Below are 24,623 nucleotides of genomic sequence, written 5' to 3'. Positions count from 1 at the left end.
TTTAAATATTTCGCAGATGATTAATCGACTCGGCGATTCTATACGTTTAACAAGCTTAACAGTGTCAAAAAGCAGATGATATGGACAAAAATATTCTTGGCGGTGCGCTAGAAGCGTGTTGCTACTCACCGATGACTGGCTATTTTCGTGATGGTTTTTGCAAAACAACCGCACAAGATAGCGGTAGTCATGTGCTGTGTGGTCAAATCAGCAGTGAGTTTTTAGCTTTTACCTTAAGTCAGGGCAATGATCTGACTACGCCCCGGCCCGAGTGGCATTTCCCAGGCTTACAACCGGGCGATTTTTGGTGTCTTTGTGCCATGCGTTGGTTAGAAGCCGAGCAGGCCGGCGTTGCGCCCTTATTAAAGCTATCGGCTTGTCATAGCAAAGCACTGCAGTTTGCCGAATTAGCGTTGTATCAGCAGTATGCGCTTAAGGAGTAACGATGCAGACCTTATCTGAAGAAGATGTCTCTCGTATTGTCGAAATGGCTTGGGAAGATCGTACGCCGTTTGAGGCGATCGAAGGGCTGTATGGCTTAAATGAAAGTGCGGTGATTAAATTAATGCGCAAAACACTCAAAGCCGGAAGTTTTCGGCTATGGCGAGCGCGAGTAACGGGCCGTAAAACGAAACATTTACAGTTACGTGATCCCGCCGTTAGTCGGGCGTATTGTCCAACACAATATAAGCGTTAGGGTTGTTTCCTGTGGGCTGAACGTCTAGGCTGGTTAGTCGCGATACAAGGAGACCGATGCGATGCTGACTAACGTAGATGCGAGTTTACTGAAAACCTGTTCCTTTATTAATGGCCAATGGCAAGCCGGCCCTGATAGTTTTGCCGTAACAAACCCTGCAACACAACAGGTGCTGCTGGACGTGCAAGGCGCTAATGCCGACATGGCAGAGGTTGCGGTAGTCGCTGCGGCGGCGGCCCAAGCCGCCTGGGCTGCCCAACCGGCTCAACAGCGAGCCTCAGTATTATTGCGCTGGCAGCAGTTGTTGTTGCAGCATAAAACTGATTTAGCCCTGCTACTCACTTTAGAACAAGGCAAACCGCTAACGGAAGCGGCGGCAGAAATCGAATATGGTGCTTCTTACCTGCAATGGTTTGCCGAAGAAGCGAAACGACTTTACGGCGACCTGATCCCTGCACCGGCCTCAGATAAACGCATTTTAGTGCAGCGACAGCCAGTGGGCGTTGTGACTGCGATCACCCCTTGGAATTTCCCCAATGCCATGATGATGCGCAAAGCCGCTGCCGCCTTAGCAGCCGGCTGTAGTTTTGTGGTCAAGGTAGCACAGCAAACGCCATTATCTGCTTTAGCCTGTGCCGAGTTAGCGCAGCAGGCCGGTGTGCCATCAGGTATCTTTAACGTGCTGATTGGCACTGATGCACAGGGTATGGGTGAGGTGCTCACGCAACATCCCAAGGTGAATAAATTCAGCTTTACCGGTTCAACTGCCGTTGGTAAAAAACTGCTACAACAATGCGCGACAGGAGTAAAACGGGTGAGCATGGAGCTTGGTGGCAATGCGCCTTTTATTGTGTTTGCCCATGCCGACTTAGAGCAAGCGGTAACAGGCCTGCTGGCGGCGAAGTTTCGTAATGCCGGCCAAACCTGTGTGTGCGCCAATCGTATTTTAGTTGAAGAAAGCGTGTTACCAGACTTTTTAGCGATGCTATTACCCAAAGTGAAGGCACTAAAAATGGCCGCTGGCGAGCAAGAGGGCGCGCAAATTGGCCCCTTAATTGACGAAAAAGCCATCCAAAAAGTAGAGCAGTTGGTTGAAAAAGCCTTGGCAGCAGGTTCTGTCTTGCATTGTGGCGGTCAGCGCCAAGCCGTGGATAGTTTATTTTACCCTGCCACAGTATTAACCGATGTTCGTGCTGATATGGAAATAGCACAACAAGAGATCTTTGGCCCGGTCGTGGCCATCAGTAGTTTTAACAGCGAGGCGCAAGCGATACAACTTGCCAATGCCACTGAATATGGCTTGGCGGGTTATTTTTACAGCCAAGATTTAGCGCAAGTGTTTCGTGTGGCCGATGCCTTACAATTTGGCATGCTGGGTATTAATGAAGGCATTATCTCTAATGCTGCGGCACCTTTTGGTGGCATCAAGCAGTCAGGATATGGGCGTGAAGGGTCAAAATACGGGCTAGATGATTATACCGATTTAAAGTATTTGTACCTTGGTGGGCTTTAAACGGGGGATGGATAAATCGTTGCTCAGCTAATGGCTTGTTTACTCCAAAAGCGCCTTAGCCGATAGTGAGATAGTCGCTCTTGTGATAAAAAAACCGGCACTTAAGTGATGAGCTTAGGTGCCGGTTTTCGTTTTCGCGCGAATGAACGTGGACTTACTGCGCTGGCGCTTTTTGATAACGCTTAAACCAGGCTAGCGCATGCTCTACCTTCGCAATCATCCAAGATGGCCGATTAGTCACACCATGATAAGCATCAGGCACCCGCACCATCGCAGTATCCACTTGGCGCAGCTTTAATGCTTGATAATACTGCTCTGTTTCGGAAATGGGCGTGCGGCGGTCTTTCTCACCGGTAAACAGCAGTACCGGCGTTTTCACATTGCCGACTAAAGATAACGGTGAACGCTGCCAATAATGGGCTTGATGCTCCCAAGGCACCCCAGGAAATTGGTTCTGAATTTGCCCAATATAGCTATCAGCAGTCAGTACCTTGGTGGTCCAGTTCACCACCGGGTTCGTGGCGGCGGCTGCGTTAAAACGATCGGTTAGCCCCACGGCATAAGCCGTGGCAATACCGCCGGCTGAGCCGCCAGCAATGTACAGATTGTTTTCATCGATAAAGCCTTTGGCAATCATCGCGTCAACGCCTGACATATGATCTTGATAATCAAACTCTGATGAATAATTAAAGTGCAACAGCATGGCAAAGCGTTCGCCATAACCGGTACTGCCGCGATAATTGTTATAAAACACCACATAACCTTCAGCTGCATAGCGCTGTAATTCAGCGGCGAACTGTGGGCCATAGGCTAGGTGTGGGCCACCATGAATTTCGACTAACAGCGGGTATTTTTTGTTTGGGTCAAAATTCGGCGGGGTAATATACCAGCCCTGAATTTCTTCATTGCCTGCAGAAGAGGTATAACGAATTTCTTGTACCTGACCGAGCTGTCGCTGCGATAACAAGCCACTATTTAAACGGGTTAAAGTGCGACTGCGTTTATCATTAAACACCGCCACTTCTGCAGGACGTTGGCTAGTGCCTTGGGTGTAAGCCAAGGTGCCGTCGTTGGCCACACTGAACATGCCGCTTAAATAAGGCCGACCTAATGAGGTACCGCCGAGATCGTTAACCAAGTCGGTCATGCGATCACGGGTACTGATTTGCGCTACTTTAGTTTGGCCTTGATCAGCATATTGAAACACTAAAGTGCTGTTGTCGACCCAGTTAGGGCTTTCAACACTGCGATCCAAGTTGGCGGCAAGATCGCTGAATTTACCTGAATCTAACGCTAACAATTTAAGTTTAGTGTTGCTGTAAGAAACGGCAGCTGGGCTGCTAAAGGTAAAGGCCAAGGTTTTACCGTCGGGTGATAAAGCGGGTTCGCTTTCTGCACCATCAAGGCGGGTTAATTGAGTCAGTTGCTGGTTGTTAATGCTAACTTTATACAGATCGCCTTGGTTGCTTTGATATTCCCAGTCGGCATTACGGTTAGCCGAGAAAATCAGGTTATTGTTATCTTTGGTCCAAACAACTGGCCCGCGATGCGCATAAGGGCCTTCAGTGAGTTGCTGCTCTACACCGCCTTCACTGGGTAAGACAAATAACTGGTTATACGCAGAGCGCATAACACCTCGGCCATCGGCCTGATAATAAGTGCGTTCTACCACGATGGGGCTTTGCGACCAATTCGCTCCAGCCGGTTTTTTCGGTTGATAAACACTTTTCGCAAAATCGGTAGTGGGGGCGCTCACTTCAGCCATAAATGCAATGCGCTTACCATCAGGAGACCAACTCAGTTGCGAGGGGCGCACTTGCAGTTGGCTAATGGCTGCGGTTTTTTGTTCTGCTAGCCAGTGCACGTAGATTTGGCTGCTGCCATCACGATCCGAGACAAAGGCAATGCGTTTACTGTCGGGGGCCCAGCGTGGTTGGCTGTAACTGAACTTATCGGCAAAGAGCGGCGAGTGCTTGCCGCTTGCGACCTCGATTAACCATAGGTTACTCTCGGTACGATCCGTCATAATGTTGTTCTGTTGGCGCACATAAACAATGTATTTGCCATCAGGCGAGATCTGTACATCATTCGCCGCCGCCAGTTTAAAAATATCTTCAGCTTGAAATGGGGTGGTGCTAGCCGCTATTGCGGGCGCAACACCTAGCGCAGTGGCGAGTGCAAGCATCGGGAAAATGTTCATAAAACCTCGAGAGATTAACAGGATTAGATTTACCATATAGGGTATGGTGTAACAGACAAGATCAGATCAGTTGAAGTTGCGGAATAACGAGATAACTGTAAGTAAACTGCATTTGGGGTATCGCCAGCAATTCAGAAGTGCTAATTGTTGACTGTTACGATAAAACCCAGCAAAAAATAGCGGTTTAAAGCTAATACCAATCCGCTGAGTGTTTAGCACGATACGGCTGGCTCGGGTAAAACGCTAACTAAGCAGGGTGGGTTTAAAACCTGAGTTTTCGGCGGGCCAGCTATCGGTTCGTGGCTGTAACCTTTTCTACTTGTTTGAAAGCTGTATGGCTACAACCCAACAACATAAACGTGAGTAAAAAGACGGTTTTCTTGATCATTTCAAACATCCCTGTTTTCGTGGTTGACAGCGCGGTGTTCAGTTTTGCAACGTTAACTATGTGCTACTTCAAATCAACTAAACATGCCGCAAGATTTTCCTGACTTAAATCGGCAGATAAAATTTGCTGCTGACTATCCAGCAAGTTAGCGTCTTGTGGTGCTAACTGCAGTGCCATATTGATCAGGGCGATGGCTTTACGCTGGCAGCCTAGTTCGCTTGATAACATCGCGTAGTTGTTTAAATAACTCACTTCATTTTTGGCGTAAGGTAAGCCTTTAGCAAACCATTGTGCCGCGTAGTTGGGTTGGCTATTAAAATAATGATTCCCTAATAAAAAATAAGGTAGCCAGTAATCAGGCCATTGCTGTGTGGCACTAATTAGTGCAGCTACACCGGCTGCCGCTTGTTGCGTGTTCAGTAAATCATGGCAAGCTTTGCTATAAATAAAAGGGTCTAAGTGCGGGCTGGTGATGTGGCTAGGTAACATGGCCAGCATCCAGTATTTACCGCGTTGCCAAGTGCGCTCAAAAGTGGCGAAGTTCAAGCGATGCACTGCGGTAACGCCGCTATGTAAGATGATTTCTGCCTTACTCAAATCGTACCCAATCGCTACGGCATAATGCCACTGTGGCAGCCAAGCTACAGAATTGTTCTGTAACACAATAACCGGAATATCTTCCGCCAGTAGCTGCAATAATTGTTGCATGCTGCCACGTTGCTGATAAGCAACCAGCCCAAATTGCCGAGTGGCTGCGGCCATTTCAATTTGCAAGGTACCTTCAAGACCCGGGGTAAAGGTATGGGCCGCGATAGTATCCGGTGACGCCTCAACCCCATGAAAATTGGCCACTTCCGCTAAGGTGGTTGGGCCACAGTAAAATTGTTGTTGTGGATAAAAGGGCACTTGCGCGATCAGATGAGAAAAAGTGATGTTGGGTGGTTCGCGCAGTAATTGTTGAGTTTGTGGCGGCGTTTGACAAGCCGACAGTAACAATACGGTCAAAATAAAACCAGCCCAAGGGCTGGTCTGCAGTAGCTTACGTAACAACACTTATCGGCCGATAGGGCGAATAAACGGATATACGTCGGTTAAGCCCATTAAATCTAAAACCGCAACAACAACTAATACCGTGATTACGGTACCAATAACACCGCCCGCGGGCATATCATTTAACTGTGCGTTTAACGCGGCTAATTCTTCACTGGTCATATTCGCAATGCGCTTTTCCGCATCCGCAGGGCTAACGCCTAACTCAACGAGTTTGCTTTGCACATCGGCGTTATTTACAAATGATAACACTTGCTGCTTATTAAACTGATATTGCTGGCTCTCAATGACCTGGCTAGAGCTATAAACACCAGCGGTTGCGTGGCCCATACCCAGAATTAACATCGAACTGATAATGCCGACTTTTAATACGTTTTTCATCATGAAATATATCCTTAATGCGTTGTTTATCAGGTTAAATCTGCTTTAAATGAAAAAGTCATAAGGAAGCAAAAATGCTGAAGCCCTTAGAGAGTAGTCGATAGCGGATTGCTCTGCAATAGTGTGTGTTTTTTCAAGTCGTAAAGTGCTCATCTTTACGACGCTCAGATGCAGCAATGTTGGCTAGGTGTCAGCAATTAACTTGTGCCTTACTTGTAAATACATTTTTTATCCGTATTTACATGAAAATGAGGAAGTACATATTCAGCAATAGCGTTCATACTTTCTTCAACCGACGCGTCATTCCGTCTAAAGTGCAGCCCGATATGGTTAACGCCTGCCGCTTTCATCGCTGAAAGTTCTTCGATTAAACCGTTAATTCCTGTTTTAACACCAAAGCGATGTCGTTCTATTGGTGCATTTGGGTTATCGATAAAGTCTAGATGGATAAAACTTACATAAGGTTTATCCCCTGCAACACTTCGCCAAAGTTCAACTCTTTGGCAATGATCTTCAGGCGTACCGGGGTAGGCCAACCATCCATCTAAGTGAGCGCCAATCCATTCAGGGGTTTGTTGTGCAAGACCTGCAACATAGAGTGGGTATGCAGGAACATGCGGAAGGATCGCTTGGCCAGCCTCAAGTTTTGAAGCTGCCGTGTTTTTAATGACTTGCACTGCGTTTCTAAATAACTCCCCGCGAGAACTATAATCCACTTTAAAAAGAGGATATTCAGATGGCCTATCGCCGCTTGCAACACCGAGTATTAATCGGTTGTCACTTAGCTCCATAACAGTATTAGCGGCTTTCTTGACCAGCCAAGGTTGTCTAAGAGGCAACACTATTGCGGCAGTGCCAAGTAAAATGTTCTTAGTAACGCCAGCTAAGAACCCCAAGTAAGTGAATGCCTCAAAAACTTGAGCCGCATCACCAAAATTGGGATCGTACAACGGAACGTCTCTAACCCATGCAGTGCTAAAACCCAATTCATCCGCTAATACAACTCGCTCTTTATGCAGAGCCATATCGGGTACACCAAAGGCTCTTTTATCGCGCATTCTCTTTATTTGCCCATCCTTTGACCAATCATTGTCCAGAGGCAACTCAACTCCTATTGAAAATCCAAGTTGCTGTAACTTATCAAAACCCATATCAGTATCCTTGATGGGGGGCTCGCCCCCACTTTATTGATGACTAGACTTTTGCTTGATCACGAGCATCTAAGAAACCAGACACTCTGGTCAGAATAATGGCGAACACCACAATCAATGCACCGATCCAAGGTGTGTCAATCAGCGCCATATCTTCTACCACCATGCCGCCAATAATCGAACCTATGGCAATGCCCACATTAAATGCCGCAATATTAAGACCTGAAGCGACATCAACGGCATTTGGAGTGTATTTCTCAGCAAGTTGCACAACATATACCTGTAATCCAGGGACGTTACCGAAGGCGAATGCCCCCCAAATAAGTACAGTTAACACGGCACCAATTTGGTTTCCTGCGGTGAACGTAAAAGCGAACAGCACCACGGCAAGTGCAGTGAAGATGATATGTAGCGCCTTTATCGGGCCCATTTTATCTGCAAGCTTACCGCCCCAAATATTTCCGAACGCCACCGAAACACCATATACCAGCATAATTAAGCCAATTGAGCTTGATTCGAAACCTGATACTTGTTCCAAAATAGGCGCTAAGTAGGTAAACGCGACAAAAGTACCGCCGTAACCAACAGCCGTCATTGCATAAACCAGCAGCAATCTTGGTTGGGTTAACACTTTAAGTTGTTCGGATAACTTTGCCGGCGCCGCTTGCTTTAAGTTCGATGGAACAAGGATTGCGCTCCCAATCAAAGCCACAAACCCCAGTATGGAGACAATTAAAAAAGTCGCTCTCCAGCCTAACTCTTGACCGATCCAAGTACCTAGAGGTACACCCGTCACTAAAGCTACCGTTAAACCTGTAAACATGATGGCGATGGCGCTCGCTTCTTTATCTTTGCTGACTAAACTCGTAGCAATAGTGGAACCGATGGAAAAAAACACACCATGTGCAAGCCCTGTTAATATGCGAGCAATAATAAGCGTTTCGTAACTTGGCGCTTGCCAAGCAAGTAAGTTACCCATAACGAAAAGTGCCATGAGCGTGAGTAATACTGACTTTCTATTCCAGCGGCCAGTTAAAGCGGTCAGTACTGGGGCACCAATTGCTACACCTAGCGCGTATAAACTAATCAGTAAGCCAGCGGATGGTAAAGAAACGCCTAAATCAGCCGCTATGGTTGGGATAAGACCAACAATAACGAATTCAGTCGTTCCTATTGCAAATGCACTTAATGTCAGTGCGAGTAATGCTAAGGGCATATCTATAATCCTCAAGTAGTTTCAGTAAGGCGATTTTCAACTATTGAGGTACTTGCAAAAACAGTATTAAAGACAAAACACTTTTGACAAAATTGCAATAATAAGCTGGGATTTATTGCGGTATTTATTATAAAGTGACTTCTAGATTGTTATAACAAAGAGCTATTCCATGATGGTAAAAGCGAAAACGGAAGATCTAGAGAACTTTATTACGGTTGTCGATTGTGGGAGTTTTACCGCAGCGGCAAACTTGCTTAATACGCAAGTGGCAACAATATCACGCTCAATTGCGCGTTTAGAAAAAGAGTTAGCCGTTACCTTACTAAACCGCAGTACGAGAAGAATAGAGCTGTCAGAGGAAGGGCATCTGTTTCTGAAATATGCCAAAGAAGGCTTAGATATGCTTAGCCGAGGAGAAGAAGAATTAAATAACCTTAAAGGTGTGCCGAAAGGGCGATTAAGGGTAGATGCCGCAAGCCCTTTTCTATTTCATCAAGTTATCCCTTATATTGAAGACTTTCAAATAGCGTATCCAGACATTCAATTAGACCTTATTTCAAATGAAAATATTATTGATTTAATTGAAAAGAAGACCGATGTTGCCATTCGGATCGGTAAGTTGGCAGACTCCAATTTACATGCAAAAAAACTGGGTAACAGTACACTGCATATCGTTGCGAGCCCACGATATTTAACGAAGACCCGCATTCCAAAACACCTGTCTGAACTCAAACACCATGCTTTAATCGGTTTTGCTGATTCGCCAAAGCTAAATAATTGGTTTTTAAAGGAAGACATCGAATTACGCCCCAGAATTACCGCAAGTAACGGTGAAGCGTTAAGACAGCTTGCCTTAAACGGCAATGGTATAGCATTGCTATCAAACTTCATGATCAGAAAAGACCTCGAGAATAACCGCCTAGTAGAGTTGCTACCCGGCACAGTCACTTCCCCTAATCCTCGCGAAGAGATCCACGCGGTCTATTATAAAAACTCGGCGGTATCGTCGAGAATTTCGGCGTTTGTTAACTTTTTCTCAAAGAAATTTAGTTTATAAAATGTTCACACCGTGTTGCTGTTGCAGGCCTTATGTCAAAACATATTCCATGAGTAATCGTCAAAGCTAATGCCTGTAAATAAATGGCCTTAACTCTGCCATCGGACAAAGATTGCCAGTGTTTATGTACTCTCCAGGATTGCCAATGGATAACCTGCGTTCCTCAAAAAGGAATTTGGCATGCCAAATTTTACTCTAAATAATTCTGACACACCCGCAAGTGTTTTCTGAACTGCACCCTATTGTATTTCTGGTGTTTATTGTTGCTTGAGTAAATTCTGATTGGTGATATGGTATTAAATGTTTGGCTTATAGGGCCAAAATTAACATCTCTATATGGAAGTGAAACGGAGTGCTTATGGACAAGTTGAGTGTTGTAATTGCCATTGTCTTTTTTATTATCATAATTGAACTGATTAGACGGCTTACGGTTAACCGTGATTCTTATGAAAGCAGCTTAAAGCAGAAAACTGAGGAATACACTGACCTTAAGTTAACTCACACTGCATTAACTCAAGATTTTGCGTCACTTCAATCTGTAAGGGACAAACTTACCAGCCAGGTTGCCGACTTAATCGCCGAGGTTAAGTCGTTATCTCAGTTTACTTATGTTCGGGATACCACTTTAGAGCTTGATCGTTTAAAGGCTGAAATTCTTGCCCGAGAAAACGAATGCCAGCAACAAATCACCGATTTACTTCAGCGAGCCAACAATGAGGCTAGTTCGATAATTGCTAAAGCCCAGTTGGAAGCCGATGTGCTTCGGCGAGACACTAACGCTGATACTAAGTCGAAACGAGAACGATCAGCTGCTCTCCTGGCTGAAGCCAATGCACAAGCGGCAATTATAATCGCCAAGGCAGAAGCCAGCGCCGAACAAGTTGCCGGTGATGCTTACCGGGCCTTGCGGGAAGCTGACCGGTTGGAGAGTGTGATACAGGCATTGAAAAACGTCGTGAACGGCTATGGCGATGAGCATATGAAGCCCACTTATGGTTTGCTTGACGAGTTAGCAGAAATGTACGCTTTTGACGATGCAGGCCGGGAGTTAAAACTAGCAAGAGAGCGGACAAAGTTGCTTGTGACTACCGAGCGTGCGGCCACCTGTGATTATGTTGAAAAAGGCCGGGCTAAAACAGCTATCAACTTTGTTATTGATGCGTTTAACGGGAAGGTTGATTCGATCTTATCGCGCTCCAAAACAGATAACTTTGGCAAGTTGGAAGCTGAAATACGCGATGCAGCATCACTTGTTAATCACAACGGTAAAGCTTTCAGAAGTGCCCGAATTACTGATGAATACCTAGCGGCCCGGATTGATGAGCTGCACTGGATTACAGCGGTCAATGTGGTGCGGGAAAACGAGCGGGAAGAGCAGCGCAGAATACGAGATCAGATAAGAGAAGAGCAGAAAGCTCGGCGTGAGATTGAACGCGCCATTAAAGATGCTGCGAAAGAAGAAGCTGCAATACAAAAGGCTGTTGATAAAATGCGTACCCAGCTTGAGAAGGCTACTGAAGAGCAACGGGCTGAATACGAGCTAATGCTGAGTGAACTTCAGGGTAAACTGACTGAAGCTGAAGCGAGAAACCAACGCGCATTATCTATGGCGCAGCAAACCAAAACTGGCCATGTTTACGTGATCTCTAATGTCGGCTCATTCGGTGAAAACGTCTATAAAGTCGGCATGACACGACGGCTCGAGCCACTTGATCGGGTTCGGGAACTTGGCGACGCTAGTGTCCCATTCCCGTTTGATGTACATGCGATGATCTGGAGTGAAGATGCTCCCGCACTTGAGCGAGACTTACATCGATACTTCTTTCGGGCTCAGATGAATAAAATAAACCCCAAAAAAGAGTTTTTCAAAATTGGTATAGCTGATATCAGAACCCATGTTGAAGAACGCGGCCACAACTGTAGTTGGACAATGGCCGCCTCAGCCGCTCAGTACAGGGAAACACTTGAAATAGAGAAGCTGATTGAAAGCGACCCAGCCGTAGCTGCTGAGTGGATGCGCCACCAGTTGGAGTTTGAACCAGATTTTTCTGACGCCGAAGAAATTGAAGAAGAGTTGGAGTAAATTGCATTAAATTTACCGTACATGGGAATTTGTCATGCCAAATTTTATCTTAGCGTTCGCACATTTCACAAAGGGATTCTTTAATGCTGGTTAGATATGTTGAGATAAAAAATTTCCGAGGTGTGCGAGAGCTTTTTTGGTCGCCAAAGCCCAGAGTTAATTGTTTAATTGGTCCAGGAGACTCTGGTAAATCTACAATCATTGATGCTTTATATTTGGCCATGGGAGCTCGACGACAGTACACTTTTCTGATTCAGATTTTCATCTGCACGATATTTCACAGCCAATTGAGTCAGAGAAAAGATACTGGCTTTACTATAAAACTGTAGCCAATTTTACTTGACCACTACACGAACATTAGGGTTTATCGTCTGAAGCCTTCGAGGATAGTCGTGCGTTCCGCGTACGCGCAGCTTTATAAACAGAGCTGCAAATCAGCTTTTGATAACTGGTTTCCTAATGCAAATATGAAACCTAGTGACTTGATAGCTGATTTTCTTAAGAACTGGCATGCGCTGTCATCTGCCTTAAACAGCCAACTCAAGTTTATGGTTTAGGTGATTCCAGAACTAAATATTTTAAAGTGAGCCAGCTTGACTGATGTTTACTGTTTTCACGTAACCGATAATTGCATCAATTTTTGCTTGGTTTTCAGTGTTCAAGATCTCTTGTTTAAACGCATCAAGCCTATCAGCTGTTATGTTCAATGTCTGTTGAGATAACTCGATATTAAAGCTTTCAAGGGTATGTGAGGTGAGTCTGACTTTTGATGGGTTAACTTCAAAATGTGATTTTGACGCAGCACTCAAGAGTTCATTAAGAAGTGCATCAACATCGCTCTCCGAATTTCCCGAAATTACTATGTCATCCATATAGACACTAATTTTACAGCTCTTAAATTTTCGTTCTATCAGACGTCCAAGATAGCTGTCTCTTAAGCAAATGGAAGCCAAAATTGGCGACTGAACAAAGCCATAAGGGAGGCAGTGACTGAAACTCTGCTGATGTGATACTGGAACGGTTGAAACTGTTGCTATTTCCCTTGCAGCTGAATATCCGACCAGACTTTTTATTGAGCGTGTGATTCGTGTTTTACTGATACTGTTAAAAAAGTTCTTTATATCGAATTTTGCAAAATATGAGTCAGACTGATGGTACTTTAATGCTGCTACATGGCCACCGGCGATGAGGTGATAATAGTTTGCTGGCCTTTTCCAACGCATTGACAAAGTGGTATGAATTTTTTTGCCGAATGCATACATCTCATCACTAGGGACATAAACCCAAAGGTCCTTTTTAAGTAAAAATTTATTGTCCCAACGTCTTGAAAACATATTCTGTAACAGTTCTTGTAATTAAAAGCCACGTTAATGAACACAACGATTTCTTGAAGCAGCTTCAAAACGGTAGTAACCAATTTTGTTGCTAGAATCGCGATAATCAAGCGTTCCTTAACTAGGCCATAGTTAGATTTATTTTTCATAACTATGTCCCTCCACATTCACACCCGACTGGTCCTAGCGCAAAGCGCGTGGCCTAATTAACTAAGGGCGACTGTATGCAACGAGTACGTACAGCGCGCCAAGTAGCATCACACAGTGACAAGTGGAGCGTCAGGCGCGGGATTACTCCAGTTGCCTAACGTCGAGTGAGATCTCATAGTATGTTCTTGTCGCCAGAATATCAACGGATCTATCGAGGGTTCTCAGGTAGTTCGAAGGTTTAGCTATTCAGGTTGTCAAAATAATCTGAAAGCGAAATAAGCCACCGAAAAAACGCAGTGTTTTACAAATGTGTGATGGAGTTATAGCATGTCGGTATCACAGAGGTAGCACCGAGCTATTTTCAGGCAGTAAGGTAAAACGACAAGCCCTTAAGAATGGTGGCCCCAGCTGGACTCGAACCAGCGACCGATCGATTATGAGTCGAGCGCTCTAACCAACTGAGCTATGGGGCCATTATATGTATGTGTTAAATCACTTCTCGCCACTTACAGTGGTCGCCTTTCACCTAAGCTATGGGGCCATTTCAACATCTTGATGCTAAGTAACTTAAAGCGCAGGCAGTATAAAAACTTTTCGGCGCTTTGTCATCCGGCTTGTTAGGCTAAGTGAAGTTAATTGCTGATTTTTTAGGCTTTATGGCCGAGAAATAACAAAGGCACCAATCGGCGCCTTTGTTTTTGCGTTGTGCTTACTCGTCTAAGAAGCTTTTTAATACTTCAGAGCGAGAAGGGTGGCGCAGTTTACGTAACGCTTTCGCTTCAATTTGACGGATACGCTCGCGTGTTACGTCAAACTGTTTACCTACTTCTTCTAAGGTATGGTCGGTATTCATATCAATACCAAACCGCATCCGTAGAACTTTGGCTTCGCGGGCGGTTAAGCCGGCTAACACTTCGTTGGTAGCGTTTTTCAAGCTTTCCATGGTGGCGGAATCGAGTGGTGATTCACCCGCACCGTCTTCGATAAAGTCGCCTAAATGCGAATCTTCATCATCACCAATGGGCGTTTCCATTGAGATAGGTTCTTTGGCAATTTTCAGCACCTTGCGGATCTTATCTTCTGGCATTTGCATGCGTTCTGATAATTCTTCAGGTGATGGCTCGCGACCCATTTCTTGCAGCATTTGCCGTGAAATACGATTAAGTTTGTTGATGGTCTCAATCATATGCACTGGAATACGAATAGTCCGTGCTTGGTCAGCAATAGAGCGGGTGATCGCTTGACGGATCCACCAAGTCGCGTAGGTTGAGAACTTGTAACCACGGCGGTATTCGAACTTATCTACAGCCTTCATCAAGCCGATGTTACCTTCCTGAATTAAATCCAGGAATTGTAAGCCACGGTTGGTGTATTTTTTGGCGATAGAGATAACCAAACGTAAGTTAGCTTCAACCATTTCTTTTTTGGCGCGGCGAGCTTTCGCTTCACCAATCGACATGCGACGGTTGATATCTTTAATTTTAAAGATGCTTAGGCCAGTTTCTTCTTCAACTTTTTTCAGCTTTTCAATATTGCGTACTAAGTCTTCCTGCATTTCTTGCAGTTTAGGCGAGTAGGCTTTATTGGCTGCGATCTCGGCTGATAACCAAGCAGTTGAAGTTTCGGCACCGGTAAAGGCTTTCACGAAGTTTTTCTTCGGCATTTTGGCGTATTCAACGCAGTGTTTCATCACTAAGCGTTCTTGCACTCGTACCCGGTCCATCATTTCACGCATGTTTTTGACTAAGCGATCGAACTGCTTAGGCACCAGGCGGAAACAGCGAAACACTTCGCTCAGTTTTTCAATTTCTTCTTTGGTTGTAGGGTGTTCGCGGCCGTTTTGTACGATGGAGTGACGAGTCACTTCATATTGGGTACGCAACTCAGCAAATTTAACGCGAGCAACTTCGGGATCAGGCCCCGTATCTGTATCGCTATCGTCGCTGTCGCTATCATCATCGCTGTCGTCGTCGGTATCTTTACTGTCATCCTGATGTTCTTCAGGTAAATCAGAGCCGATATTGCTACCCATCACAGGTGCTTCTTCAACTTCGTTCGGATCAATAAAAGCAGAGACAATGTCACTTAGGCGAATTTCTTCCGCTTCAAACTTATCCCATTGTTCTAACAGGTAAGTAATGGCTTCAGGATATTCAGCAACCGAAGTTTGCACCTGATTGATGCCTTCTTCGATCCGCTTAGCGATAACGATCTCGCCTTCGCGAGTCAACAACTCAACGGTACCCATTTCACGCATGTACATACGTACGGGGTCCGTGGTGCGACCTAATTCTTTATCTACGCTAACTAGCGCTTGAGCAGCTTCTTCCGCAGCGTCTTCATCGGCGGCGGCATCGGACATGATCAGATCATCAGCATCAGGTGCAGTTTCGTACACTTGAATGCCCATATCGTTGATCATACGAACAATATCTTCGATCTGATCTGAATCGATAATGTCTTGTGGAAGGTGATCGTTAACTTCAGCAAAGGTTAGATACCCTTGCTCTTTACCTTTCAGGATCAGGAGTTTTAACTGCGACTGAGGACTTTGCTCCATAGAGACTTATCTTCCACCAAAGTTGATTAATCTAAAAATGCGAACTAGCGATTATAACAAAGCGGGGCTTTTCTAGCCAGCCGCGTTAGCCAACTGTTCGCGGTTTTTTGCTTTTTAAAGCTCTTAACAGCAAAACATACTCATGTTGTTCTGCTTGTGTTAGTTGTTTTAATTTATCTTTTCGTTCCAACGCTTCTAGCCGTTGTTGTAAATATATATCTTCGATCGAGTGAAACGTGTCGAGAAAATCCTGACTTAATTGTTCCGGTTCGATTTGATGCTCCCATGTAGCTAACTTTAACAGGATGGCATGCTCAGGCAAATCTCGCCAGTATTCCAACAATTGAGCTGTAGTTAACTCGGGTTTTTCTAATAGCAGTTCTTGTATTTTTAATAACAAGCTCATGCCAGGAATGCTTGCTGTTGCCAGCTCGGGAGCGTAGGGCATAACCTTTGCTAAAGACGGATACTGTAATAACAAAGCCATGGCGCGACGCATCGGTGTAATTTTTAGATTAGCACTGGCTGGGCGTGGTGCTACAGGCCTGGCGTTGCTGGGTTTAGTCCGCTGTGTTTTACGGCCTAACAAGTTATCCAGTTTGTCGGTTAATTGCTCGCGGTAAAAACTGCCGGGTACTTGTTTAATTAATTCAGCGCCTTTATTGGCCAGTGCCGATTTACCCGCATCAGTCGCCACATCATGCATCACCAACAAATGCTCGAATAAATATTGTGACAGCGGTTGTGCTTGCTCTAAGCGAGCCAAAAAGGCCTCTTTACCTTCTTTTTGTACCAACGAATCTGGATCTTCGCCATCAGGTAAGAACACAAAGTTAAGTTCTACACCGTCTTTTAATTGCGGCAAGGCATTTTGTAAGGCGCGCCATGCTGCATCGCGACCGGCGCGATCACCGTCGTAACAACAAATTACCTGCGGAGCATAGCGGAACAACGTATTAATATGATCTGAAGTGGTCGCCGTACCTAAACAGGCTACAGCAAAGCGAATGTCATGTTCCGCCAGTGCCACAACGTCCATGTAGCCTTCAACCACTAACAGTCGGCTTAGATGACCAGGTTGTTGGCGTGCTTCATATAAACCGTAAAGCTCCCGACCTTTATGAAATAAGGTTGTTTCGGGTGAATTAAGGTATTTGGGTTGTCCATCACCGAGTACTCGACCACCAAAAGCGATGACTCGACCGCGCTTATCGCGGATCGGAAACATCAGTCGGTCACGGAAAAAATCAAACTCACGGCCATTTTCATTCCGGCTGATCAGTTTTAATTGCAACAACTGATCTCGTATCGCTTTACCACCTTGGCCGCTGAGTACTTTCAGCAGCGCGTCCCAGCTTTCTGGGGCATAGCCTAGTTGAAATTCGGCAGCGGTTTGGGCACTTAAACCACGACGAGTTAAATACGCTTGCACTTCCGCTGCTTTACTATGCTGTTGTAACTGCTGCTGATAAAAATCAGCCGCTTTTTGCATCAAGCTATAATCATCGGCTTGCGGTGCCGGCCTGTGCGGTTGGTTGCCTTGCTCACGCGGCACTTCCATATGCAGATCTTTGGCAAGCTCTTCAATCGATTCAACAAATTCTAGCTGCTCAAACTCCATCATAAAGGTGATGGCATTACCGTGCGCGCCACAACCAAAGCAATGATAAAACTGCTTATCGGGGCTAACCGTAAAAGAGGGGCTTTTTTCGTTATGAAAAGGGCAGCAAGCGGTGTAGTTGCGACTACCTGCTTTTTTTAACGGTACGCGTTTATCGATTAGCTCAACAATATCGGTGCGAGCCAGTACATCATCGATAAATTGACGGGGAATTTGTCCTGCCACTTTTGTCCTTTTTAATGCTGTTTCAGAAAAAGACAAACCGTGTTACAAGAACACGGTGTGCAGATAAAGCATGTTTCGAAAGCGGCAAGTGATTAACTTGGCAGTAGCACTGCACTCCGCTTTCTACCGATAACCGGCAGCTGTAGATTAGTACAGGCGGATACGGCGTGCGTTTTCGCGAGAAAGCTTCTTAGCATGACGTTTTACCGCTGCTGCTTTCTTACGCTTACGAATCCAAGTTGGTTTTTCATAGAACTCTTTTGCACGAACGTCTGCTAATACGCCGGCTTTTTCACAAGAGCGCTTGAAACGACGTAAAGCTACGTCAAAGGGTTCGTTTTCTTTTACTTTAACTACAGGCATTAAATTCTCACCTCAGGCCAAAACTGGTTGTCGTTAACCAATACGATTAAAAATGGTGCGGTATTTTACGCAAAAAGCGCCCCAGATGTAAAGCGCTTCTGCGATCTTAAATCAGATCATCTGGCTATAGGTGCTGCAAGCCGTTACAATGCGCGTTTTCAGGGCGGCAATCATAACGGAAAAAAACAGCGTCTGCTTGCGTTTTTCTGCATTTTTCGTCGTGCTTGGCGCAAATAATCAGCTGAGGCTCTAAGAATGCGTGTATTAGGTATCGAAACCTCTTGTGATGAAACCGGTATCGCCATTTATGATGGTGAAAAAGGGCTGCTTAGCCATGTGTTATACAGCCAAATCCCTATTCATGCTGATTACGGTGGCGTGGTGCCTGAGTTAGCGTCACGCGATCATGTGCGCAAAACCTTACCCTTGATTAAACAAGCTTTAAAAGAAGCCGGTTTAACGGCGGCAGATATTGATGGTGTTGCTTATACGGCGGGGCCAGGTTTGGCTGGCGCCTTGTTGGTGGGGGCCACTTTGGGACGCAGCTTAGCTTTTGCATGGCAGAAACCGGCGCTGGCGGTGCATCATATGGAAGGGCATTTACTGGCGCCCATGCTTGAAGAAGACGTACCGGCCTTTCCGTTTTTAGCGTTATTAGTGTCGGGCGGCCATACGCAATTAGTGGCGGTAGAGGGCATTGGTCAATACCGTTTGCTGGGCGAGTCAATTGATGATGCTGCCGGTGAAGCTTTTGATAAAACAGCGAAGTTAATGGGTTTAGATTACCCTGGCGGCCCGTTACTGGCTAAGTTAGCGAAAACGGGCGATGCTAAAAAATACCCATTCCCGCGGCCGATGACTGACCGTCCTGGTTTAGATTTTAGTTTTAGCGGTTTAAAAACAGCTGCCTCTATGGTGATTCAAAAAGAAGGCAACGCTTTACAGGTGCAAGCTGATATTGCCGCCTCATTTCAGCAAGCAGTGGTTGATACCCTTTTGATTAAATGCCGTCGTGCCTTGGCAGAAACCGGCTATAAGCGTTTAGTGATTGCCGGTGGGGTTAGCGCGAATGAATCGCTGCAACACCAATTAGCCGAGCTGCTCAGTAGTTTAGGGGGTAAGGTGTATTATCCGCGCAAGGAGTTTTGTACTGACAATGGCGCGATGATTGCGTTTGCGGGTTATCAGCGTTTAAAGGCTGGGCAACAGCAAGATTTAACCATAGGTGTAACGCCACGTTGGCCGCTAGAGCAGTTACCTGCGCTATAAAAATCTCGGGTGCTTATTCACGCACCCGTTTTGATTTATCCCAAATTTTACTTTCTTGGCCGCGGTAGAGGCGTAAAATGTTTTCACGATGCCGTGCAATAATCAGCAGGCTAAGCATAAACACCGGCAGGGTATATAAAGGTTTAATCCACCAGGTAAATAGCGGTGCCAAAGCCACGGTCATTATTGCGCCCAGCGAAGAGTAACCCGTTACTAATACCACTGTTAGCCAAGAGCCAATTAATAAACCCGCTAAATCTAAGCCAATCGGCATCATTGCCCCTAACGCGGTGGCAACGGCTTTTCCGCCTTTAAAACCAAAAAATATCGGATAAATGTGACCGATACAGGCGCAAATACCCACAGCCCCTAACCAGACCGGTTCGATTTTTAAGAAATAAGAGCCCCAAACCGGAATAGTGCCTTTGAGAATATCGAACACTAAGACCAAAACGGCCGGGAATTTACCGCCAAGGCGCAGCACATTAGTGGTACCAGGGTTACCCGAGCCGTGAAAACGTGGGTCAGGTAAGCGAAAAAGTTGGCAAACCAGCACAGCCGAAGAGATAGAACCTAGCAGGTAAGCAATAAGCATCATTAACAAGATCAGCAGGGTCATTCCATGGTTCCTCAGCACCCTTTTTTACGATACTATTGCGGCATATTTGTCGGACAGCAAAATACGGGCGTTGCTGTATATATTCTATCCGACCAGCCTACCTGAAACGAAAAATAACGCAATGCGGAATTAACTGGATGGACATCGTTTTTATCAAGCAGCTACAGGTTGATACCGTGATTGGCGTGTACGACTGGGAAAAAACAATCAAGCAGCGCTTGCTGTTAGATCTTCGCTTAACCGCCGATCAGCGGGCTGCCGCTCAAGCAGATGATATTCGCTTAACACTTGATTATGCAGTGATTAGTGCCCGCGTGATTGAGTTGATTACTGCCGAACCTATTGAATTAATTGAAACAGTGGCTGAGCGCGTGGCGCAATTGTTATTAACAGAATTTAGTACCAGCCAAGTGGAAGTGACGGTCAGTAAACCCGGTGCGGTGCCTCAAGCGCAAACGGTCGGGGTACAGATCACGCGCTTTGCGCCAGAGGTTAATCACTGATGCCACGTATTTATATTAGTGTAGGTTCTAACATTAATCGTGATTTTCATGTGCGCCATGGTGTACGCGCCTTAGTCAGTGAACTGAGTGCGGTAACGTTATCTTCTGTTTATCAAAGTGAAGCCGTGGGGTTTGTTGGCGATGACTTTTTTAATATGGTGCTCGGTGCAGACACCGATTTATCTATTGTTGATTGCATTAGTTTATTAAAGCGCATTGAAGATCAATTTGGTCGCGTGCGTGGTGCCGAAAAGTTTTCTGGTCGTACTCTGGATTTAGATTTGTTGACCTACGATCAGCAAATCTGTGATTCACCCGTGGTGTTACCTCGGGCAGAAATTACCGAGAATGCTTTTGTACTGTGGCCTTTGGCTGAAATTGCCGCAGATGAGATCCATCCTACCACCGGTTTAAGCTATGCCGCTTTATGGCAGGGCTACAACCAATCCCAAAAAATATGGCCCGTTGAATTTTCATGGAGTGAGCCAACTTGAGTACCATTGAAGTTATTATCCTGTCTTTAATCCAAGGATTAACCGAGTTTTTACCTATTTCCTCTTCGGCCCATTTAATTTTGCCCTCTGCCGTTTTGGGCTGGCAAGATCAGGGTATTGCTTTTGATGTCGCGGTGCATGTCGGTACCTTGTTGGCAGTGATGCTGTATTTTCGACAGGATATTGGCAATTTAACTGTGGGTTGGGTGAAAAGCCTAGGCGGTAACCACAGCACGGATAGTAAGTTGGCATGGTGGGTGATTTTAGCCACGATCCCCGCAGCCTTGGCAGGCTTATTGGCGGCCGATTTAATTGAAACCTTTTTACGTTCACCTTGGGTGATTGCTATCACCACCATCGTTTTTGGTTTGGCGCTATGGTGGGCTGATGTTACGGCAAAACAGCATATTCCGATGAATGCATTAACCTTAAAGCAAACTTTGTTTATTGGTTTTGCCCAAGCCATTGCCTTAATCCCGGGTACGTCGCGTTCGGGGATCACCATGACGGCGGCTATGTTAATTGGTTTAGATAAAGTTAGCGCTGCGCGTTTTTCATTTTTACTGTCGATCCCGATCATCGTACTCAGCGGTGGCTATCAGGCCAGCAAACTGCTCAGTGAGCCAGCCGAGTATGATGTGGGCGGCATCTTGTTAGGGGTATTGTTATCCTTTATCAGTGCCACCATTTGTATTCACTTCTTTTTAAAAATTATCAGCCGCATGGGCATGTTGCCCTTTGTCATTTACCGCATGTTGCTAGGTATCGGCTTGATGGCGTTTTTAAGCCTGTCTGCGAGCTAATTACCATTTAGCGTTTGTTGTGCGTGGCTAATGGCTTGTAAGCGTGCTTGTTGCAAGGCCTCTTTAATGGCGGGCCCTGTTATGCCCTGTGCGATCAGGGCTTTTGCACTTACCGCCATCGCTGCTTCGGCCAGCTTGGGTAACAGCACTGCGGGCGGGTAGTCTGCCTGTTCAAAGCCTGTTCTACCGCGTAAATCAGCGGTACAGCACAGTAAAATATCGCTCAAACGCTCAGGCTTTCGCCACAAATCGATAGCGTTAAACAGTTTTAATACGGTTTTAGCATTAAGTTCTGCTGCCCGATGGATCAGTTGATGGTATTCACAGACCAACAATGCCAGATCGCGACAGTCGTTGGGTACGCGTAGTCTTTTACATAACGCCGTAATGAGCGCTAAACCACGATGTTCATGACCATGATGGGCGGGTAATTCTGCTGTTGGCGTCAGCCCTTTCCCTACATCATGCACCAAAGCAGCAAAGCGGATATCTAAGCGTTGACTTAACGTGGCCGCTTGTTGCAGCACTAATAAGCTATGAATGCCGCTATCAATTTCTGGATGCCATTTCTCGGGTTGTGGTACGCCCCAAAGTGCGGCAAGTTCGGGCATCAATACCGACAGTGCACCACATTGCTGTAATAACTGAAAATAAGCAGCAGGCTGCTCGGTATTTAACGCTTTAGCGGTTTCAACCCAAACGCGCTCGGCACTGAGTGTGGTTAATTCACCGTGCTGACTAAGCTGTGTCATCAGTGCTAAGGTTTCAGGCGCTACAGTAAAACCCAGATGAGCATAACGCGCATAAAAACGCGCGACACGAAGCACGCGTAGCGGATCTTCAACAAAGGCGTCAGAGACATGGCGTAGCTGTTTTTGCTCTATATCACGCTGGCCGTGAAAAGGATCAATATAGTTTCCTGCAGCGTCTTGGGCGATGGCATTGATGGTCAGATCGCGCCGGGCTAAATCTTGTTCCAAAGTGACATCTGGGGCGGCGTATACCGTAAAACCAGTATAACCTGAACCCGCTTTGCGCTCTGTGCGCGCTAAGGCATATTCCTCTTTCGTTTTGGGGTGCAGAAATACCGGGAAGTCTTTACCGACTTGTTGGTAGCCTTGGCTGAGTAATTCTGCAGGTGTTGCCCCCACAACCACCCAATCGCGTTCGTGAAAAGGGTAACCGAGTAATTGATCGCGAACTGCGCCGCCGACAAGATAAATTTGCACAAGCTTTCCTGCTGCTGGTTTTTTTGCCATTATACCTGCCTTGCGATGAAATGCAGTGCTAAAGGAATGTGATGTACACCGGATTTTTTGGTTTAAACAGTGCGCCATTTTCAATAGCGCCGAATCCCGACTTTATGTATCTCAGCCCACGTCATGCTGAAGCGTTAGCCCATTTGCGTTATGGCTTGGGGGATGCCGGCGGCTTTGTGCTACTGACCGGCGAAGTAGGTACCGGTAAAACGACCGTCTCACGCAGTTTGCTGCAAGAGTTAGACGAGACCACCGATGTGGCGTTTATTCTTAACCCAACGTTATCGGAATTAGAATTACTGGCGGCCATTTGTGACGAGTTGAAAATTCGTTACCGCAAAACCGATGCGAGCTTAAAACTATTAGGCGACAAAATTACCCAACGGTTGCAAAAAAACCATGATGCCGGCAAGAAAACCATTTTAATTATTGATGAAGCCCAGCATTTACAGCCTGCTGTATTGGAACAGTTACGCTTGCTCACCAATTTAGAAACAAATACCAAGAAATTACTGCAGGTGATTTTAATTGGCCAGCCAGAATTACAGCAGCTGTTGCAACGTAACGATTTACGGCAATTAGCTCAGCGCATTACGGCGCGTTATCATTTATTGCCGCTTAATTTAGCCGAAGTGCAGCAATATATGCGTTATCGTCTGCAAGTGGCGGGTTGCCAGCGACCGGTATTCAGTGACAAGGCGGTAAAAAAACTGTTTGAATTAAGCGGCGGTATTCCACGGTTATTGAATTTACTCGCCGACAGAGCGTTATTAGCAGCTTATAGTCAACAGCAAGCGTTAGTCGAATTAACACATGTGCAACGGGCAGCAGCCGAAATTTTGCCTAGTCACCCAGCCACAAGTCAGCGACAAGCTTTACCTAACTGGTTATGGCCGCTGTTAGCGCTATTAGGTATAATGTTCGGGTTTTTATTGGCGCTACAAATTGTGCCGATACTGCGCGGAGAGTAAAGATTATGTCCATTTTAATGGATGCGTTAAAACAGCAACAACCCGCGCCTCAGGTGCCATCCACCTTTTGGCGCAATGTGGCAATTAGCCTTGCCTTAATTTTAGCCACCACCCTTGGTTTTGTAGCCGGTTATATGCTGTTAGCCAGCAAACAATCGCCAAGCGATGTGACTCAACCGGCCGCACTGATCCCCGAGGTGGCGCAACCCGCAGGCCCAGCGTTAATCGCAAAAACCCTAGAGACTAAAGCGGTTGAAGCACCGGTGGTTGCAACAACAGAGCCAGAACCGGCCGCTGAGCCAGAGCGTTTTGCGCCTGAGCCACAGATGGTAACCGTGACAGCGAATACGCCACAAGCTGAGCCGGTGAACGATCCGGAAATCTCGGCTGAGTTACGTGAGCGTTTTGCCAGTGCGCTGGCCGAAACAGCAGGTAATCCACGTTCTGCCTCGAATAATCTGACAACACACAGTGCGCCGGCACAAGATATCGCCATGCTGGATCTCACTTTACAGCGGCAATTACCGAAGTTACGTTTTGAAGCCCATGTTTTTGCTACCCAGCCCGCTCAGCGCTGGGTGAAAGTGAATGGTAAATCATTACAAGAAGGGCAATGGATCACGGCTGACGTGCGCTTACGGGAAATTACACCGCAATATGTGTTGCTCGAATTTGGCCAACAACTTTTTAGTATGCGGGCGTTAAGCGAGTGGTGA

General features: G+C 46.0%; 24 protein-coding genes and 1 tRNA gene. 13 read left to right on the top strand and 12 right to left on the bottom strand.

Annotated features, from left to right (window positions below):
- Positions 1-80: 80 nt before the first annotated feature.
- The 3 genes from L1N97_RS13625 (at position 81) to L1N97_RS13615 (ending at position 2,210) form a co-directional block, all read left to right on the top strand.
- Positions 81-443, top strand: coding sequence for a DUF2237 family protein (locus L1N97_RS13625; protein WP_229588128.1), 363 nt, complete (start codon positions 81-83; stop codon positions 441-443).
- A 2-nt stretch (positions 444-445) separates the two neighbouring features.
- Entirely contained in the window at positions 446-697 is a 252-nt protein-coding gene (locus L1N97_RS13620) for a TIGR03643 family protein (protein WP_226751701.1), read from the top strand.
- A 61-nt stretch (positions 698-758) separates the two neighbouring features.
- Entirely contained in the window at positions 759-2,210 is a 1,452-nt protein-coding gene (locus L1N97_RS13615; protein ID WP_236130160.1) for an NAD-dependent succinate-semialdehyde dehydrogenase, read from the top strand.
- Positions 2,211-2,364: 154 nt separating this feature from the next.
- Here the strand turns inward: L1N97_RS13615 and L1N97_RS13610 are convergent, their stop codons facing one another.
- From L1N97_RS13610 to L1N97_RS13590, 5 genes are all read right to left on the bottom strand, one after another.
- Entirely contained in the window at positions 2,365-4,410 is a 2,046-nt protein-coding gene (locus L1N97_RS13610) for a S9 family peptidase (protein ID WP_236130159.1), read from the bottom strand.
- Between the two features lie 451 nt (positions 4,411-4,861).
- On the bottom strand, positions 4,862-5,851 hold the full coding sequence (locus tag L1N97_RS13605; RefSeq protein ID WP_236130158.1) for a PA2778 family cysteine peptidase: 990 nt from the start codon (positions 5,849-5,851) through the stop codon (positions 4,862-4,864).
- Entirely contained in the window at positions 5,852-6,232 is a 381-nt protein-coding gene (locus L1N97_RS13600) for a PA2779 family protein (RefSeq protein WP_229588136.1), read from the bottom strand.
- A gap of 206 nt (positions 6,233-6,438) precedes the next feature.
- A complete protein-coding gene (locus tag L1N97_RS13595) occupies positions 6,439-7,380 on the bottom strand; it encodes a TIGR03571 family LLM class oxidoreductase (RefSeq protein ID WP_236130157.1) in 942 nt (313 codons plus the stop codon).
- 43 nt (positions 7,381-7,423) lie between these two features.
- Entirely contained in the window at positions 7,424-8,596 is a 1,173-nt protein-coding gene (locus L1N97_RS13590; protein WP_229588140.1) for an MFS transporter, read from the bottom strand.
- A 169-nt stretch (positions 8,597-8,765) separates the two neighbouring features.
- Here L1N97_RS13590 and L1N97_RS13585 point away from each other — a divergent pair, with 169 nt between their 5' ends.
- The 3 genes from L1N97_RS13585 to L1N97_RS17095 all read left to right on the top strand — a co-directional run bounded on the left by L1N97_RS13585 (position 8,766) and on the right by L1N97_RS17095 (position 12,065).
- Complete coding sequence (locus tag L1N97_RS13585; RefSeq protein WP_236130156.1) at positions 8,766-9,653, top strand: LysR family transcriptional regulator; 888 nt, start codon at positions 8,766-8,768, stop codon at positions 9,651-9,653.
- 358 nt (positions 9,654-10,011) lie between these two features.
- The gene (locus L1N97_RS13580; RefSeq protein WP_236130155.1) at positions 10,012-11,736 is read left to right on the top strand and encodes a DUF4041 domain-containing protein; all 1,725 of its coding nucleotides are present in this window, start codon (positions 10,012-10,014) and stop codon (positions 11,734-11,736) included.
- 83 nt (positions 11,737-11,819) lie between these two features.
- Positions 11,820-12,065, top strand: a complete 246-nt coding sequence (locus L1N97_RS17095; protein WP_442967245.1) for an AAA family ATPase — start codon at positions 11,820-11,822, stop codon at positions 12,063-12,065.
- 249 nt (positions 12,066-12,314) lie between these two features.
- On the opposite strand, the gene L1N97_RS13575 is transcribed toward L1N97_RS17095, so the two are convergent.
- The 5 genes from L1N97_RS13575 to rpsU all read right to left on the bottom strand — a co-directional run bounded on the left by L1N97_RS13575 (position 12,315) and on the right by rpsU (position 17,989).
- Positions 12,315-13,070 carry a reverse transcriptase domain-containing protein gene (locus L1N97_RS13575; RefSeq protein ID WP_236130154.1) on the bottom strand — a complete coding sequence of 252 codons (756 nt, stop codon included), beginning with the start codon at positions 13,068-13,070 and terminating at the stop codon, positions 12,315-12,317.
- Between the two features lie 546 nt (positions 13,071-13,616).
- Positions 13,617-13,693 (bottom strand) — tRNA-Ile (locus tag L1N97_RS13570).
- Positions 13,694-13,929: 236 nt separating this feature from the next.
- On the bottom strand, positions 13,930-15,780 hold the full coding sequence (rpoD, locus tag L1N97_RS13565) for an RNA polymerase sigma factor RpoD (protein ID WP_226751719.1): 1,851 nt from the start codon (positions 15,778-15,780) through the stop codon (positions 13,930-13,932).
- 85 nt (positions 15,781-15,865) lie between these two features.
- On the bottom strand, positions 15,866-17,626 hold the full coding sequence (gene dnaG, locus L1N97_RS13560; RefSeq protein WP_236130153.1) for a DNA primase: 1,761 nt from the start codon (positions 17,624-17,626) through the stop codon (positions 15,866-15,868).
- Positions 17,627-17,773: 147 nt separating this feature from the next.
- Complete coding sequence (gene rpsU / locus L1N97_RS13555) at positions 17,774-17,989, bottom strand: 30S ribosomal protein S21 (RefSeq protein ID WP_189430033.1); 216 nt, start codon at positions 17,987-17,989, stop codon at positions 17,774-17,776.
- 27 nt (positions 17,990-18,016) lie between these two features.
- Here rpsU and L1N97_RS13550 point away from each other — a divergent pair, with 27 nt between their 5' ends.
- Both L1N97_RS13550 and tsaD read left to right on the top strand, forming a co-directional pair.
- On the top strand, positions 18,017-18,226 hold the full coding sequence (locus tag L1N97_RS13550) for a hypothetical protein (RefSeq protein ID WP_229587024.1): 210 nt from the start codon (positions 18,017-18,019) through the stop codon (positions 18,224-18,226).
- 18 nt (positions 18,227-18,244) lie between these two features.
- Entirely contained in the window at positions 18,245-19,258 is a 1,014-nt protein-coding gene (tsaD, locus tag L1N97_RS13545) for a tRNA (adenosine(37)-N6)-threonylcarbamoyltransferase complex transferase subunit TsaD (protein ID WP_236130152.1), read from the top strand.
- Positions 19,259-19,271: 13 nt separating this feature from the next.
- On the opposite strand, the gene plsY is transcribed toward tsaD, so the two are convergent.
- A complete protein-coding gene (gene plsY / locus L1N97_RS13540) occupies positions 19,272-19,877 on the bottom strand; it encodes a glycerol-3-phosphate 1-O-acyltransferase PlsY (protein ID WP_229587069.1) in 606 nt (201 codons plus the stop codon).
- 137 nt (positions 19,878-20,014) lie between these two features.
- Here plsY and folB point away from each other — a divergent pair, with 137 nt between their 5' ends.
- The 3 genes from folB to L1N97_RS13525 are packed head-to-tail and all read left to right on the top strand — an operon-like array spanning position 20,015 to position 21,677.
- The gene (folB, locus tag L1N97_RS13535; protein WP_226751724.1) at positions 20,015-20,380 is read left to right on the top strand and encodes a dihydroneopterin aldolase; all 366 of its coding nucleotides are present in this window, start codon (positions 20,015-20,017) and stop codon (positions 20,378-20,380) included.
- Entirely contained in the window at positions 20,380-20,874 is a 495-nt protein-coding gene (gene folK, locus L1N97_RS13530; RefSeq protein WP_226751725.1) for a 2-amino-4-hydroxy-6-hydroxymethyldihydropteridine diphosphokinase, read from the top strand. The genes folB and folK overlap by 1 nt, the downstream gene beginning before the upstream one ends.
- Entirely contained in the window at positions 20,871-21,677 is an 807-nt protein-coding gene (locus tag L1N97_RS13525; protein WP_236130151.1) for an undecaprenyl-diphosphate phosphatase, read from the top strand. Before folK ends, L1N97_RS13525 begins: the two co-directional genes overlap by 4 nt.
- Here the strand turns inward: L1N97_RS13525 and L1N97_RS13520 are convergent.
- Entirely contained in the window at positions 21,674-22,906 is a 1,233-nt protein-coding gene (locus tag L1N97_RS13520; protein WP_236130250.1) for a multifunctional CCA addition/repair protein, read from the bottom strand. The genes L1N97_RS13525 and L1N97_RS13520 overlap by 4 nt on opposite strands.
- 71 nt (positions 22,907-22,977) lie before the next feature.
- On the opposite strand from L1N97_RS13520, the gene L1N97_RS13515 reads away from it, so the two are divergent.
- A complete protein-coding gene (locus L1N97_RS13515; protein WP_236130150.1) occupies positions 22,978-23,907 on the top strand; it encodes an ExeA family protein in 930 nt (309 codons plus the stop codon).
- A gap of 5 nt (positions 23,908-23,912) precedes the next feature.
- Positions 23,913-24,623, top strand: coding sequence for a general secretion pathway protein GspB (locus tag L1N97_RS13510; RefSeq protein ID WP_229587108.1), 711 nt, complete (start codon positions 23,913-23,915; stop codon positions 24,621-24,623).

The organism is Rheinheimera sp. UJ63 (genome assembly GCF_021568285.1).
GTDB classification, from domain to species: domain Bacteria; phylum Pseudomonadota; class Gammaproteobacteria; order Enterobacterales; family Alteromonadaceae; genus Alishewanella; species Alishewanella maricola.
This window is presented reverse-complemented; position numbering and strand designations above follow the sequence as displayed.